Source organism: Tabrizicola sp. YIM 78059 (genome assembly GCF_004959785.1).
GTDB lineage: Bacteria > Pseudomonadota > Alphaproteobacteria > Rhodobacterales > Rhodobacteraceae > Tabrizicola > Tabrizicola caldifontis.
In genome coordinates, this window is sequence record NZ_SJZH01000008.1 from 24,148 (window position 1) to 39,270 (window position 15,123).

General features: G+C 67.2%; 15 protein-coding genes. 5 read left to right on the top strand and 10 right to left on the bottom strand.

Going from position 1 to position 15,123, the window contains the following annotated elements:
* Nucleotides 1-16 precede the first annotated feature (16 nt).
* A complete protein-coding gene (locus tag EZM81_RS11585; protein WP_136645826.1) occupies nt 17-241 on the top strand; it encodes a hypothetical protein in 225 nt (74 codons plus the stop codon).
* Between the two features lie 257 nt (nt 242-498).
* On the opposite strand, the gene EZM81_RS11590 is transcribed toward EZM81_RS11585, so the two are convergent.
* From EZM81_RS11590 to EZM81_RS11600, 3 genes are all read right to left on the bottom strand, one after another.
* The gene (locus tag EZM81_RS11590) at nt 499-1,974 is read right to left on the bottom strand and encodes an AMP-binding protein (RefSeq protein WP_136645827.1); all 1,476 of its coding nucleotides are present in this window, start codon (nt 1,972-1,974) and stop codon (nt 499-501) included.
* An 85-nt stretch (nt 1,975-2,059) separates the two neighbouring features.
* Entirely contained in the window at nt 2,060-2,812 is a 753-nt protein-coding gene (locus tag EZM81_RS11595; protein ID WP_136645828.1) for an EcsC family protein, read from the bottom strand.
* Between the two features lie 39 nt (nt 2,813-2,851).
* On the bottom strand, nt 2,852-3,337 hold the full coding sequence (locus EZM81_RS11600) for a GNAT family N-acetyltransferase (RefSeq protein WP_136645914.1): 486 nt from the start codon (nt 3,335-3,337) through the stop codon (nt 2,852-2,854).
* Nucleotides 3,338-3,420: 83 nt separating this feature from the next.
* Here EZM81_RS11600 and EZM81_RS11605 point away from each other — a divergent pair, with 83 nt between their 5' ends.
* Nucleotides 3,421-3,990 carry a flavin reductase family protein gene (locus EZM81_RS11605; RefSeq protein ID WP_136645829.1) on the top strand — a complete coding sequence of 190 codons (570 nt, stop codon included), beginning with the start codon at nt 3,421-3,423 and terminating at the stop codon, nt 3,988-3,990.
* Nucleotides 3,991-4,043: 53 nt separating this feature from the next.
* Here the strand turns inward: EZM81_RS11605 and dctP are convergent, their stop codons facing one another.
* Genes dctP through EZM81_RS11625 form a run of 4 tightly spaced genes read right to left on the bottom strand, consistent with a single transcriptional unit; the run spans nt 4,044 to nt 7,818 of the window.
* On the bottom strand, nt 4,044-5,132 hold the full coding sequence (dctP, locus tag EZM81_RS11610) for a TRAP transporter substrate-binding protein DctP (RefSeq protein WP_135449997.1): 1,089 nt from the start codon (nt 5,130-5,132) through the stop codon (nt 4,044-4,046).
* 54 nt (nt 5,133-5,186) lie between these two features.
* Nucleotides 5,187-6,524 carry a TRAP transporter large permease subunit gene (locus tag EZM81_RS11615; RefSeq protein WP_135449996.1) on the bottom strand — a complete coding sequence of 446 codons (1,338 nt, stop codon included), beginning with the start codon at nt 6,522-6,524 and terminating at the stop codon, nt 5,187-5,189.
* Nucleotides 6,525-7,034: a TRAP transporter small permease subunit gene (locus tag EZM81_RS11620; RefSeq protein WP_135449995.1), complete on the bottom strand. Its 510-nt coding sequence runs from the start codon at nt 7,032-7,034 to the stop codon at nt 6,525-6,527.
* Nucleotides 7,035-7,059: 25 nt separating this feature from the next.
* Entirely contained in the window at nt 7,060-7,818 is a 759-nt protein-coding gene (locus tag EZM81_RS11625; RefSeq protein WP_135449994.1) for a DeoR/GlpR family DNA-binding transcription regulator, read from the bottom strand.
* A 156-nt stretch (nt 7,819-7,974) separates the two neighbouring features.
* Here EZM81_RS11625 and EZM81_RS11630 point away from each other — a divergent pair, with 156 nt between their 5' ends.
* The 3 genes from EZM81_RS11630 (at nt 7,975) to EZM81_RS11640 (ending at nt 11,953) form a co-directional block, all read left to right on the top strand.
* Nucleotides 7,975-9,357 (top strand): NAD(P)/FAD-dependent oxidoreductase, encoded by a 1,383-nt coding sequence (locus tag EZM81_RS11630; RefSeq protein ID WP_169052366.1) that lies wholly within the window; start codon nt 7,975-7,977, stop codon nt 9,355-9,357.
* Nucleotides 9,350-10,471 (top strand): NAD(P)/FAD-dependent oxidoreductase, encoded by a 1,122-nt coding sequence (locus EZM81_RS11635; RefSeq protein WP_211195406.1) that lies wholly within the window; start codon nt 9,350-9,352, stop codon nt 10,469-10,471. The genes EZM81_RS11630 and EZM81_RS11635 overlap by 8 nt, the downstream gene beginning before the upstream one ends.
* Nucleotides 10,472-10,537: 66 nt before the next feature.
* Nucleotides 10,538-11,953: an FGGY family carbohydrate kinase gene (locus tag EZM81_RS11640; RefSeq protein ID WP_205909973.1), complete on the top strand. Its 1,416-nt coding sequence runs from the start codon at nt 10,538-10,540 to the stop codon at nt 11,951-11,953.
* Between the two features lie 80 nt (nt 11,954-12,033).
* Here EZM81_RS11640 and EZM81_RS11645 read toward each other — a convergent pair whose 3' ends face one another.
* The 3 genes from EZM81_RS11645 to EZM81_RS11655 form a co-directional block, all read right to left on the bottom strand.
* On the bottom strand, nt 12,034-13,692 hold the full coding sequence (locus tag EZM81_RS11645; RefSeq protein ID WP_136645831.1) for a thiamine pyrophosphate-dependent enzyme: 1,659 nt from the start codon (nt 13,690-13,692) through the stop codon (nt 12,034-12,036).
* Between the two features lie 99 nt (nt 13,693-13,791).
* Nucleotides 13,792-14,532 (bottom strand): Ni/Fe-hydrogenase, b-type cytochrome subunit, encoded by a 741-nt coding sequence (gene cybH / locus EZM81_RS11650; RefSeq protein ID WP_136645832.1) that lies wholly within the window; start codon nt 14,530-14,532, stop codon nt 13,792-13,794.
* Between the two features lie 4 nt (nt 14,533-14,536).
* Nucleotides 14,537-15,109 (bottom strand): HupE/UreJ family protein, encoded by a 573-nt coding sequence (locus EZM81_RS11655; RefSeq protein ID WP_136645833.1) that lies wholly within the window; start codon nt 15,107-15,109, stop codon nt 14,537-14,539.
* Nucleotides 15,110-15,123: the final 14 nt, after the last annotated feature.

Here is a 15,123-nt window from a genome sequence, read left to right on the forward strand (position 1 = left end):
CACGCTTGCACGGGCGATGCCTCTGGCGCAGCGAGGGCGCCAGAGGCATCACCTTTTTCCTCAGGGCTGCGCAGCGGCACAGCCGACGTCGTCGTCCGTCGGGCCCGAACAGGTGCTGGGCGAGGTCGGCGCGCTTGACTTGCTGGGAGGGCTTGCAGGCGAGGGGGCGGTCGGCGGGCTGGCTGGCGAGGGATTGCTCGACCCGCTGGCGCCACTCGACCCGCTGGAACTCTTGGCCTGAGCGACGCTCAGTGTGGTCATCGCCGGTGTCGCATAGGCGGCAAGTGCCAGCGCCCCAAGGCGGGCAAGCGCACGGCGGCGGTTGTGGACGGGATCCTGTTTTCTGGTCATCGACTGTCCTTTCCGGTTTGGTCCGCTGCCAAGTGGCACACGGATCCGGGTTGCACGGGCCAGACAGCTTGGGGGGCCGGTGCCGCGTCGGCCAGTCACCAAAGGTTTACCGCGCTACCATAAACCGCAGGTATAGGCGGGATCCCGTCAATCATCGGCAAAAAGCCCGGCATGCTGCCGCCGAAGCTCTGCCTTCTGCACCTTGCCCATGGCGTTGCGCGGAAATTCGGACAGAACCAGCACCCGCTTCGGAATCTTGAAAGCCGCCAGCCGATCGCGCAGCACGGCGCGAATCGTGGCTTCGTCCAGCTTTGCCCCGGCCGCGGGGATCACGCAGGCCACCACCGCCTCGCCAAAATCGGGATGCGGCACGCCGATCACCGCCGACGCAGCAATGCCCGGCAGGTCATCCAGCGCCGCCTCGACCTCGGCCGGATAGACGTTGAGCCCCCCGGTAATAACCAGATCCTTTGCCCGGCCCAGAATCGACAGATACCCCTCTGCATCGAAGGCCCCCAGATCGCCAGTCACGAACCAGCCGCCGGGGCGGAATTCTTCCGCAGTCTTTTCCGGCAGGCGCCAATAGCCCCCGAACACATTCGGCCCCCTCACCTCGATCGACCCCGCCTCGCCCGGCGCCAGCACGGTCCCGTCCGGGCCGGTGACCCGCACCTCCACCCCTGGCAGGGGCATCCCGACCGTCCCTGCCCGCCGTTCGCCGTCATAGGGGTTCGAGGTGATCATGTTGGTTTCGGTCATCCCGTAGCGTTCCAGGATCACGTGCCCTGTCCGCGCCCGCCATTCGGCATGGGTCGCCGGCGACAGGGGGGCAGAGCCCGAGATGAACAGCCGCATCCCCCGGCACAGCTCTGGCGTCAGGCGCGGGTCAGCCAGAAGCCGGCTGTAGAAGGTGGGCACTCCCATCATCACCGTGGCCTTCGGAAGGTCGGCAAGCACTGCGTCGGGCTGGAACGAGCGCTGGAAGACCAGCGAGGCGCCCGCGTACAGCGCGCAGTTGGTGGCCACGAACAGTCCGTGGGTATGAAAGACCGGCAATGCGTGCAAAAGCACATCGGTTTCCGTGAACTTCCACAGATCCACCAGCGCCTCGGCGTTCGATGCCAGGTTCTCGCGACTCAGCATCACGCCCTTCGACCGCCCGGTGGTGCCCGAGGTGTAAAGGATCGCCGCCAGATCGCCCGGTGCATGGGGCGGGTCGGGGAAATCGGCGCCCTGCCCCGCGGCGAGCGCCAGGAAATCGACAAGACTCATCGCGCGCGCACCAAGCTCCTCGACCGCAGCCACCCGGGCCTGCTCGACCAGGGCCAGCGCCGGTTCGGCATCGGTCAGGAAATGCTGCGTCTCGGCCACCGTGTATCCGGGGTTTACCGGCAGGAAGATCACCCCCGCACGAAGGCAAGCCAGATACAGTGACAGCACCTCGGGGCATTTTTCGACCTGCACCAGCAGCCGATCGCCCTTGGCCAGCCCCAGCGCGCCCAAGGCATGGGCCATGCGCCCGGTCTCGGCCAGAAGGTCGCCATAGCTTGTGCTTCCCTGGATCCAGATCCGGTCCGCCCGCGCCGCCATGTCTCGCAGCCTGTCGATGACATCCACGCTCATCACATGCCTCCCCGTTTTGGGCGGGGTGTAGCGCCGCCCTTGGGGAAACCCAAGAATTTTCGCAGAAAATTCGTGGCCGCCGCGCTCAGGCCCGCCTGATCCGCGGCGGCTCGACCGCGGCACGGAAGGCCGCGAGCACGGTCTCGGCCCCATGCACCCCGGCCAGGCGCAGAAGCGCAAAGCGGATGCGGGCAATTTCGCGGTAATAGTTCAGGAAGGCCGCGTTCAGCGCCGCACCTGATAGCGCGCCCAGAACCGGCACCGCCTGCGCCGCCAGCTTCTGGCCCAGTGCGGCGGCCAGACGGGGCGCGACAGAGGCGATCAGGTTCTGCACCGCCTGCCCGGTCAGCGTCAGCCGCGCTGTGAAGAACGACGTGTTCACCCCATCGTCCTGTGCCAGCGGACTGCCCGCCCCGAAGACACGCAGGCATTCGGCCCGAATCGCCGGATCGTCCGGGTCGAACCCTGCCGCGCGCGCCTCGGCCCTGATCGCGGTCAGGATCAGCGTCACCGTTACCGGCAGTTCCGCCAACGCCGAGGCGATGCCCCCTGCGCCCCCCGCCGCACCCGAGGCGACCACTGCCGCCAGAGGCGCGCGCCCCCCCATGTCGGGTGCCCGTGAAGCAAGACCATATGACACTTCAAGGGCCCGCGCCGTTGCCCGGTCCAGCTGATCGCGGAAGGATTCGGGAACAAGCTTCAGCTGATCTTCCAGCTTGCCGCCCAGGCGCGTCACCAGCCGCATGAACGGACCGTTTGCCCGGACGTGGCAGCGGGCAAGTTCGGCGATTTCGGCCGACAGGTCGGGGGCAAGGGGCATGGGCAGGTTCTGATCCATGCCCTGAATATGGCCCCGGCGCGCGACGTCGCAATGATCTCAGGTCGCTTTGACGACCTGCCCCGTCACGCCCTTCCACGCGCCGGCCTTCAGTTCCAGCCCCAGCACGCGATCCGGGTTGGTGGGTGGCGGCATCTCAACCCCCTCCAGCTTGCGAAACCCGAATCGACCGTAATAGGGGGCATCCCCCACCAGCAGCACGCGCTCCCATCCCAGCCGCCGTGCCTCGGCCAGGCTTTCGTTGATCAAGAGCGCGCCCAGCCCTTCGCCCTGTCGGGTCGGATGAACTGCGACGGGGCCCAGAAGCAGCGTGTCATGCCCGCCGACGCGCACGGGCCAATAGCGGATTGCCGCGGCAAGGGTGCCGTCCTCGTCGCGCAAGGTCAGGCACAGGGGGGCGACGGTCGGCACCCCTTCACGCAGACGGTAGGACGACAGTGCCGTCCGCCCCGGCGCGAAGCAAAGATCGTAAAGCGCCTCGACCTCCCACCAGTCGGCTTCGGTCTCTTCCTCCAGCCGATACACGCCCGCGCCCCGTTCCCGAATCTGCTTGTGAGCCGCGCCGTAACATGCCGACATGTCAGGATCAAATCGCGAAAGGCAGCCCAATGTTCTACCGCCCCGCCGAAGGCCACGGCCTGCGCCACAACCCGTTTTCCGCCATCGTCGCGCCGCGCCCCATCGCATGGATATCCACCCGAGCCGGGGCAGGCGACAATCTGGCACCCTATTCCTTCTTCAACGCGGTGGGCTACACGCCGCCCAAGGTAATGTTCTCCGGCGATCCGCTGGATACGGTGGCGAACGTGCGCGAAACCGGGGTCTTTGCAGTGAACATCGTGGCCGAGTCCGCGCTGCAGGCGATGAACGCGACCTCGGCCCGCTTTCCCCGCGGGACCGACGAGTTCCAGACCGTGGGCGTAGCCAAGGCGGAATGCCTGGTGATCGACTGCCCGCGCGTGGCGGATGCGCCCGCAACGCTGGAATGCCGGGTGATGCAGATCATCGACCTGCCGGTAGACGATCATCTGGTGATCGGCGAGGTGGTAGGCGTGCACCTGCGCGACGACTGCATCGTGAACGGCAGGCTGGACTATACCCGCTATGCCCCGGCGGCGCGGCTGGGCTACCACGACTATACCTTCGTGCGCGAGGTCGTCGAACTTCGCCGACCGTAGGGTGGGCATCGCTGCCCACCCCTGCCTTTCCATTGCTCGTCGGGCAGCCGAACCTAGCGGTAGGGATAGCCCGCCTTCTCCATCGTCTCGGCGTATTTCTTGAACGCCTCGACCACCTTGGCAGACCGCGGCGACTGGGCGGCGATCTCGTCCCAGAAGCCTTCGGCGTCCTTGACCACCTGCGCCCATTCCTCGTCAGGCAGCGAGGTCAGCTCCATCTTCTCGCCCTCGACGCGCAGCTTGGCCTCGCCGCCCCAGTACCAGACCGCCCGGTAGTAGTGCGACTGGTCGATGGTGATCTTGAACAGCTCCTGCAGGTGCGGCGGGACCTTCTGCCAGCTGGCGGTGTTGGCGAAATAGCTGCCGAACCAGGCACCGGTGACCGAGTTCGTCAGGGCATACTTGCAGACATCGGCCCAGCCGACTTCGTAGGCCTCGGTGAAGCCGCACCAGGCCACGCCGTCAATCTCGCCGGTCTGCATCGCGACCTCGACGTTATCCCACGGGATCGTCACCGGGATCAGGCCATAGCGGGCCAGGAAGCGCCCGGCGGTGGGCACGCCGAACACGCGCAGGCCGTTCATGTCGGCCAGGCTGCGGATCGGCTTGTTCACCGTGAAGATGTGCAGCGGATCCCAGGCACCGCAGGAAAGCCAGGTCACGCCCTCGACCTCGCTGTAGGCCTCTTCCCAGATTTCCTGCAGTCCGTAGTAGCGGAACAGCGCCGGCACATCCAGGCTGTAGCGGGTGGCAAACGGGAAGTAGCCGCCGAAGACCGAGATATCGACCGGCGAGGCCATGGTCGCCTCGTCCGACTGCACGGCGTCGAGCGTACCGTTCTGCAGCGCGCGGAACAGGTCGGCGGTAGGTACAAGCTGGTCGGCGTAGTAAAGCTCGATCTCCATCTCGCCATTGGCGGCGGCATTGAAGGCGTCGATCTGTGGCTTGATCACATGCGCGCCCAAGGGTGCGCCGGAGTAGGTCTGCAGGCGCCACTTGATCGGGCCCGTCTGGGCAATCACGGCAGGTGCGGCCAGCGTCGCCCCGGCCACGGCGCCCGCGCCCATGACGGACTTGCGCAGGAAGCTGCGGCGCGAGGCAAGGATCGCCTCGGACGGGCTTTGCGGTTTCTGGTCGGTCATCGTCGTCTCCTCTGTTGTTGCGGGCTCTGTCGGCCCCGGTGGGTGATGGGTGGGTCAACCCCTGACGTTCATGTGCTCGGGCAGCCAGAGCGCGATCTGCGGAAACATCATCAACAGCACGATGGTCAGCGCCATCATGGCTGCGAAGGGCCAGATCGAGCGGTAGATGTCCGGCAGGGTGATCTCGCGCGGGGCGAGCGAGCGCATGAGGAACAGGTTGTAGCCGAAGGGCGGCGTGATGTAGGCGATCTGGCAGGTGATCGTGTAAAGAACGCCGTACCAGATCAGCTGATTGTCGAAGCCCAGATCCAGGCTGGCGACCAGCGGAATGTAAAGCGGCGCCACGATCACCAGCATGGCCGTGTCGTCAAGGAACATTCCCAGAAGCAGGAAGCTGAGCTGCATCATTATTATGATCGTCCAGGGCGACAGATCCCACTGCGTCAGGAAAAGCCGCTCGACCGCCTTGACTGCGCCCAGCCCGTCGAAGACGGATCCGAAGGCCAGCGCGGCCAGGATCAGCCACAGGAACATGCTGGACACCGCAAGCGTCTTCATCGACGTCTCGCGGATCAGCCGCCAGGTGAAGCGACCCTTGAGTACCGCCGCCAGCGTCGCCGCCGTCGCCCCCACGGCCGAACTTTCCACCAGGCTCGTGTAGCCGAAGACGAACAGCCCGGTCATCAGGAAGAAGATCAGGAACGGGATGATCCCGGCCCGCGCCAGCGCCAGCTTTTGCAGGAAGGGCATCTCCAGCTCTTCCCTGGGAACCGGTGGGGCGAGCTTGGGGTTCAGCTTGGCGCGGATCAGGATGTAAACAATGAACATCGCCGCCATGATCAGCCCCGGCACCAGGCCCGCGAACCACAGCTTCGATACCGGCTGCCGCGCGATCATGCCGTAAAGCACCAGCACGACCGAAGGCGGGATCAGGATGCCCAGGGACGACCCGCCCTGCACCACACCGGAAATCAGCACCTTGTCGTAACCCCGCCGCAGCATCTCGGGCAGGGCGATAGTCGCGCCGATGGCCATGCCCGCGACCGACAGCCCGTTCATCGCCGAGATGATGACCATGACCAGGATCGTCCCGATGGCCAGCCCCCCCGGCACCCGGCCGAACCAGACATGCATCATCTTGTAGAGGTCTTCGGCGATCCCCGATTCCGCCAGGATGTAGCCCATGTAGATGAACATCGGCAGCGTCAGCAGCGCATACCAGTTGAACAGCTTGAAGACCTGGTTGTAGGGCAGTTCGATCGCCCCGTTGCCATAAAGCAGCAACGCCGCCCCCGCCGCCACAAAGCCGATGGCAGCAAAGACCCGCTGGCCGGTCACCAGCAGCAGCGCCATCGAGGCGAACATCAGCAGTGCAATCATCTCGTACGACATTTACAGCTGCTCCCCACGCAGGGTGGCGATGTGCTTGAATACCAGCGACACCGCCTGCAACAGCATCAGCACCAGACACACCGTCAGCAGCGACTTGATCGGGATCGTCGAGGGGTTCCAGATGGAAAACCGCCGTTCCCCCGTTGCAATCGCGTATTGCAGCGACGAGATCGAACCGATCAGCATCACGACCAGATAGAAGATCAGGCAGAAGACCGTGACCAGATCCAGCTTCGCCTTGGCGCGGTCCGAAAGGTTGGCATACCAGAGGTCCATCCGAACATGGCTGTTGTTCTTCAGCGTGATCGCCCCCCCCATGAAGTAATAGGCGGCCAGCGTGAACTGCGTCAGTTCGATCGCCCAGTGGACGGGCACCCGGATCACGTTGCGCGTCAGCGCATCGAACAGAAGCGTCGCCACCATCATGAAGATCAGCGATGCGGCCAAGTATCCCACCCAGTCCGACACCTTGTCCACGATCCGCACATAGGACCGTATCACGCGCGGCATGATGCCCCCGCATCTGGCTGCATCGTCATGTCCAAAGCTCCACTCCCCTGTCCTTCAGCGCCTCGCGGTGCGCCCTGTTCAAACGTCCGTCACTGATCACAAGATCCGCATCCGCGGTCCCGCAGACCGCATAGGCCGCGTAACGACCGAATTTCGTGGCATCGGCCAGCAGCGTGACGCTGCGCGCGTTGCGGATCATGGCCCGGGCGACCTGGGCCTCGTCAAGACTTGCGTCCATCGCCCCCACCGCCGGATCGAAGGCTGCCACCGTCAGCACCGCCCGGTCGGCGCGAAAAAGGGCAATCTGCTCGATCACGGCGCTGCCCGTGGTCTGGGCATTGTCCGCCCCGTAGCGCCCCCCCAGAAGGTGAATCACCGCATCCGAGCCGGCCTGCGCCAGCCTTTCTGCCAGCCGGCAGGAATTGGTGATCACCGTCAACCCGGGAACCGCCGCCAGCGGTTCGGCCGCGGCCAGCGTGGTCGATCCGGTGTCGATGAACAGCGTCTCGCCCGGGCCGACTGCATCCGCCAGACGCCGCCCGATCTGCGCCTTTTCCGCCGCCGAAACGACCTCGCGCACCTCGTGGCTGGGCTCGGCGACCAGAAGCGGACGCCTGGCCCCGCCATGCACCTTCTGCACACGGCCCCGTTCGGCAAGCAGCGACAGGTCGCGCCGGATCGTCTCGGCCGATACGTCGAAGCGTGCTGCCAGCATTTCGACCGAGGCTTCCCCTTCGCGCCGGATGATCGCCTCGATCTGAGGCTGTCGTTCGTGCGGCTTCATGACCTTCCTCAACCGCAGCCGACCAAGCGCGCCGGCCAAGGTCAACAGATTTCTTGACCGGACGGTGAAAATTCTGCCACGCCGGCCTGCCTCAGCTTGACAGGATTGCCCGCTTAGTCAATTCCTGTTGAAAGCCACAATCCAAGGATGAGCGCCTTGCCCGAACTCCTGCCCAACTATGACGTGGCGGTGATCGGTGCCGGGGTGGTGGGCTGTGCCCTGGCGCGCGCCTTTACCCTTGCGGGCGCGCGCGTCGTGGTTCTGGAAAAGGCGGTGGATGTCCTGGACGGCGCCTCCAAGGGCAACTCGGCGATCCTCCATACCGGGTTCGACGCGCCCGAAGGCAGCCTTGAGCTGGCCTGCGTGCGTGAAGGTTACCGAATGTACCACGAGATCCGTGACCGGCTCGGCCTGCCGGTGATTCGCTCCGGCGCCATGGTGCTGGCCTGGACCGAGGAAGAGGTCGCCAGCCTGCCCGCCCTTATGGCGCAGGCGGTGACGAACGGTGTCACCGATGTCTCGCCCCTCTCCACTGCCGAAGCGCGCGCCTTGGAACCGGCGCTCTCCGACCGCGTGCTGGCGGGCTTCCGTGTCCCCGGCGAACACCTGATCGACCCCTGGTCGGCCGCGCATGGCTATCTGCTGCAGGCGCTCGATAACGGCGCGATCCTGATGCGACAGGCCGAGGTGCTGGCCGGGCGCCGATCACAGGGCATCTGGCATCTTGCCACCACGGCAGGCGCGGTCGAGGCGGGCCTCGTCATCAACGCTGCCGGCCTCTGGGGGGATGAGGTGGACCGCCGCCTGATCGGCGAAAGCTGGTTCGAGATCCGCCCGCGCAAGGGCCAGTTCGTGGTCTTCGACAAATCCGCCGCCGCGCTTGCCGGCCATATCCTCCTGCCGGTGCCCACGAAGATCACCAAGGGCATCGTCGTCTGCCGCACTGCCTTCGGCAATCTGCTGGTCGGCCCCACGGCGGAAGAGCAGGACGACCGCGAACATGCCACGCTGGACACCGCAACGCTTCAGGCGCTGATCCGGCGCGGCTGCGAGATCCTGCCCGCCCTGGCGAGGCACGAGGTCACAGCCACCTATGCCGGTCTGCGCCCGGCCACTGAGGAGAAGGAATACCGCATCCGCGACGACCTGGCCGAGGGCTACATCTGCGTCGGCGGCATCCGCTCCACCGGCCTCTCCGCTGCCCTTGGCATCGCCGATCATGTCCTTGGCCTTGCGAAGGGCAACTGGACGCCGCTGACCGATCCCGTCTGGCCACGCATGCCCAACCTTTCGACCGAGGGCCCGCGCGACTGGCAGGCGCCCGGCCACGGCGGCATCCTCTGCCATTGCGAACTCGTCACCCGCCGCGAGGTCGAGGCCGCCCTGACTGGCCCCCTCGCCGCGGGCAACATGGGCGGGCTCAAGCGCCGCACCCGCGTCACCATGGGCCGCTGCCAGGGCTTCTACTGCTCTGCCGAACTGGCGCGTATCACCGAAGGCCGCCTTGCCCAGCCGATGCTCGGGGGCGAGGATGACTGAGGTCATCATCATCGGCGCCGGTCCTGCGGGCCTTTCCGCCGCCATGCGCCTTGCGCGCGGGGGCGTCCGCACGCTTGTACTGGACCGGGAACCCGAACCCGGCGGCATCCCCCGGCACTGCGCCCATTCGCCCTACGGCTTCCGCGAATTCCACCGTCCGATGTTCGGCCCGGCCTATGCCCGCCGGCTGGCGGCCGAGGCCCTTGCCGCCGGCGCCGAGATCCGCACGCTGACAACTGTCACCGCACTGCACCCCGGCGGGCGGATCGAGATCACCTCGCCCGAAGGCAGCGAAACCCTGACCGCCCCCGCCGTCCTGCTGGCCACTGGCGTGCGCGAAACCAGCCGCGCCGCACGCCTGATCGGCGGCGAGAAACAGGCTGGCGTCCTGAACACCGGCGCGCTGCAGGGCATCGTCCACCTGAATCATCAGCGCCCCTTCCGTCGCCCGGTGATCCTTGGCACCGAACTCGTTGCCTTCTCGGCCCTGCTTACTTGCCGCGAGGCCGGGATCAAGCCGGTCGCCATGCTGGAACCCGGCCCCCGCATCACCGCCCGCGCACCCGCCGGCTGGCTACCCTGGGCGCTGGGCGTGCCCCTGCGCCTCAAAACGCGGATCACCCAGATCCTCGGTCGCAGCCGGGTGGAACGCATCCTGGTCGATACCCCTGACGGCCCCGACGAGATCGAGACAGACGGCGTCATCATCACCGGCGGCTTCCGGCCCGACGCCCCCCTGGTCCGCGCAAGCCACATGGAGCTTGACCCCGCCTCCGGCGGCCCGGTGGTCGATCCCTGGGGTCGCCTGACCGACCCGGCCTATTTCGCCGCCGGGAACCTCTTGCGCGGGGTGGAAACAGCCGGCTGGTGCTGGGCCGAAGGCCAGCATGTGGCCGGCGCGATCCATGCCGCGCTGAAGGGCCAACTTCCCCCCCCCCGGCGGTGCCCGCCTGCGCATCGCCTCGGATGCGGTGAAACTCGCCCTGCCGCAGGTGATCGTCGCGGGCGCCCAAGGCCGGCTGCAACTGCGCCTCGCCCGCCCGGTCCGGGGCCGCTTGCGGCTGGCGCAGGACGGCGCAACGCTTCTGGAAAGGCGCATCGACAGTCTGCCTGAACGCCGCATCACCCTGCCCCTGCCCCAGCCGCGCGGCACAGGCGACATTCTGGTGACGGTGGAGGAATGATGCGCATCGCCGCCATCGATCAGGGCACCACCTCGACCCGCGCGCTGGTCCTCGGAGCCGATGGCCGCCTGACCCCGATCCTTTCGCTGCCCCATGCGCAGGCCACCCCCGCGCCCGGGCATGTCGAACAGGATGGCGAGGAGCTTCTGGCCAACGTCCTGCGCTGCCTTCAGGCATCGGATGCGCAGGTCGTGGGCCTGTCAAACCAGGGCGAAAGCTGCCTCGCCTGGGATGCCCGCGACGGTCGCCCCATCGGCCCGGTGATCAGCTGGCAGGACGACCGCACCACCGATGTCACCGCCGCGTTGGAGCGTGACGGCGCAGCGCACATGGTGATGGAGCGTGCGGGTCTGCCTCTCGACCCCTATTTCTCGGCCTCGAAACTTGGCTGGATCGTCAGGCACATCCCCGCAGCCGCCGAGCTTGCCCGACAGGGTCGTCTGCGCCTCGGCACCACCGACGCCTTCTTCCGTGACCGGCTGACCGGACGGTTCCAGACCGACATCGCCACCGCCTCGCGCACCTCGCTGCTGAACCTCGCCTCGGGCGATTGGGATGCAGAACTTTGCCGCCTTTTTGGTGTTCCGATGGCGGCGTTGCCCACGATCACCCCCACCTCGGGCGACCTGGGCCCCCTGCCCGGCGGCGCGCTGCTGATGGCGTCGATCGTCGATCAGCAGGCCGCGCTTTACGGCCACGGCTGCCGCGCGCCGGGTCAGACCAAGATCACCTTCGGCACCGGGGCCTTCGCGCAATGCGTGACCGGGGGCCTCGTGCGGCCCGACAGCGGCATCCTGCCCACCGTGGCATGGGCCGAGGGCAGCGCCGCAGTCACCTATGCCCTGGATGGCGGGGTCTATGCCGCGGCCTCGGCGGTGAACTGGGCGCGGAAGCTGGGCCTGTTCGCCGACTACGCCCAGATTTCCAGGTTCGAAGGCACCGCCATCGACCGAGGCCTCGCCTTCGTGCCCGCGCTCGTCGGCCTTGGCGCGCCGCACTGGAACCGCGCCGCGCGCGGGGCCTGGCTGGGCCTCGACCTCGCCCATGGGCCCCGCGACCTTATGCAGGCGCTGCTGGAAGGCATCGCGCTGCGCGCCGCCGAGGTGCTGGACGCCATGGCCAGCGTGCAGCCGCCGGCAGGCCCGGTCTCGGTCGATGGCGGGCTTTCGCGCAACCCCTACTTCACCGCCTTCCTGGCCGAGACGCTGGGCCGCGACCTGCATCTTTCCGACGAGCCGGAACTGACCGCCATGGGCCTTGCCCGCATGGCCGCGAAGGCAGCGGGGATCGCCGTCCCCGACCACCAACCGGGACGCACCATCGCCGCCGGCCCCGCACGCCCCGGCCCTTCCCGCCTTGCCCGCTTCGCCGAGGCCCGCCGAGCCGTGGAAGGCTACGCCGCGCTGTCGTGACGCCCTCTCGTCCGACTGCGTCTTTTCGTCAGCGTGCCGACCGCGAGGCGTGACAAAGTCATCGATGATCTGCCACGGGTTCAGCCCTGCCGTGCCAGCGCCGCCGCACGGATCGCGCTCAGTGACGCACGCGGGGTCAGTGCCTCTGGCGAGATCGCCAGATCCAGCACCGCGCCCGTGGGCGAGGCGACGGCACGGGCAAAGGCCCCAGCGAAGGCTTCGGTCGTCTCCACCCGCTCGGCATGAAAGCCATGCGCGCGCGCGAGCATCACGAAGTCGGGGTTCACCATCTCGGTCCCCGAAACGCGCGCCGGGAACTCGCGTTCCTGATGCGCCCGGATCGTGCCGTAGATGCCGTTGTTCAGGATCAGGATCACCGGCTGCGCCCCTTCCTGCCGGGCGGTAGCCAGTTCCTGCGCCGTCATCTGGAAATCGCCGTCGCCCGCAAAGCAGACCACAAGCCTATCGGGATGCGCCACCTTCGCAGCGATCGCGGCCGGCACGCCATAGCCCATGGCACCCGACTGCGGCGCCAGCAACCGGCCAAGTGGCCCGTATTGCAGGAACTTGTTCGGCCAGACCGCGAAATTCCCCGCCCCGTTGGTGACGATTGCATCCCCCGGCAGCACCTGCCGCAGATGCGCCGTGACCACCCCCATATCGACCGGAGAGGGCAAGGGCCCCAGTTTCAGCGACGCCAGATATCCCGCCCGCGCCCACGCCCGCCAGTCGGCCCAGCCCCCCTGAACCGGGCGGAGGGCTTCGGCAAAGGCATTCGGTCCCGCCTGGATCGCCACCTCGGGCCGATAGATCTTGCCCAGCTCGCCCGCTTCGCCGTGCACATGGATCAGCCGCTGCCTCGGGGTCGGCACTTCCAGCAGCGTATAGCCGTCGGTCGTCATCTCGCCGAAGCGCACATTCACCGCCAGTATCGTGTCTGCCCGACGGATCAGATCCTTCACATGGGTGGGCATTCCCACCCCGGCCTCGCCTGCATAGACTTCGGCATGGTTGTCGAACCGATCCTGATAGCGGAAGGCCGCGACCACCGGTATGTCCGAGGCCCCTGCGAACCTTTCCAGCGCCGCCCGGCCCGCAGCCGTCCAGTTGCAGCCGCCAAGCAGGATCAGCGGCCGCTCGGCCCCCGCCAGCACCGCCAACGCCGCTTCGACCGCCGCCGCGGTCGGCGCCGGCTCATGCACGACAACTGGCCCCGGCAGCGGCGTCATATCGGTCAGGCTGGTCAGCATGTCCTCGGGCAGCGCCACCACCACCGGCCCCGGCCGCCCGGAAACCGCCGTCACCCAGGCCCGCGACAGAAGCTCGGGGACGCGCTCGGCCCGGTCGATCTCGACCACCCATTTCGCCATCGTGCCGAAGACCGCCCGGTAGTCGAGTTCCTGAAACGCCTCGCGCCCACGCATGTCGGTGCCGACCTGGCCCACGAACAGGATCATCGGCGCCGAATCCTGCATCGCCGTATGCACCCCGATCGAGGCGTTCGTCGCCCCCGGGCCCCGGGTCACCATGCAGATGCCCGGACTGCCCGTCAGCTTGCCCCAGGCCGCTGCCATGAAGGCAGCACCCCCCTCATGCCGACAGAGCACATAGTCCAGCACGCCCCGCGTGTCGTGCAGCGCGTCCAGCACCGCCAGATAGCTTTCCCCCGGCACGCCGAAGGCCTTGGTCGCCCCCAGCCCCACCAGGCTCTGCACCAGAAGCTGTCCACCGTTGCGCATCGCCGCCTCCCGTCTTCCGGGACGCACCATGCACCGGGAACCGCCCAAGCGAAAGGGGCGCAAGGCCCGGCCTGCGCCCCTTCACCCTGTCCCGCAGGGTCAGTCCGGCCGGTCGTCCTTGAAGGTCCGGGTGCCGGAAATCATCGTCGAAACAATCGACTGGCGGCTCATGATATCCTCGCGGATCGCCACGTAGATGTGGATGACCATGAAGATCACGATCCACCACATCCCCAGATGGTGCAGCGTGTGCAGACGCTGGCTGTTCCAGGTCAGGCCATGCACCCAGCCGAAGAGGTCATGCGTCAGGCTGCCTTCCTGCGCACCCTCGGCGTAAAGCGCAAAGCCGGTGACGATCATGAAACTCACGCCCAGCGTAATGAAGAAGAACATCGCAAGCTGCGCCAAGGGATTGTGGCCGACATACTTCTTCGGCTCCTTCGCCAGGAACAGATACCAGCGGATCTCGAACCAGACCTCGGCCCAGAAGGTCGCGGACCAGAAGGGCACATAGAACAGCTGGCGCGAGTGGTGGTTGCCGAAGAAGGCCCAGTAGATCCGGCCAAGGAACCCGATCGCCAGCACCCAGCCGGCCGCAAAATGGGCAAACCGGATGTAGCCGAAGACGAACTGCTCGTAGGCCTCGCCGATCATCATCGTCGGCGGCGGCGAGCCGATGAAATAGCCGGTGACGATCAGCACCAGAATTGCTGCGGCATTGACCCAGTGCCAGATGCGCACCGGCGCTTCGTACACGTAGACACTCGTCTGACGGCTGACTGTGCCCAGATCCTCGGGCGCCACGTCATGGGCGGGCAGGTTTGTGCTGGGGCTGGACATCGGCCTACCCCGCCATCAGCCAGAGGCCGGAAAGCACGATTCCCGCCCCCATTGCCCGCCGGAGCGCAGGCCGCGCCGCCACCGAACGGGCGATGCCGATCCCCGCCAGGTGCAGCGTGGCGGTCGCGATCAGGAAGCCCGTCAGATAGGCAAGGGCATTGCCCTGTGCCTCGGTCGCATGGGCATGGCCATGCGCACTGGCAAAGACCGCAATCACCGTCAGCGACAGGCCGCTGACCCAGCCCGCCTGCCCGCGGCGGCTGACCAGCGTCAGAAGGCCAAAGGCCACGACCGAGGATACGATCACCGCTTCCACTGCCGGATAACCCGTCCCTGCCCAGGAAAGCCCGGCACCTGCGACCATGGCCGCCATGAAGGCAGCCGCCCCTGCCCAGAAGCGATGCGGCAGCACGAGGCCCGACCACAGGCCCACCGTCAGCATGGCCAGCAGGTGGTCGGGGCCCATGACCGGATGCGCCAGACCGTGCAGGAACCCGTTCGCGTCCCCGTATCCGGTATGGGCCAGCGCCGGCCCGGCAAGGGCGGCGCTGGCGGCGGAGAGTGCAAGTTTCTTCATTGGTGGTTCCTCCC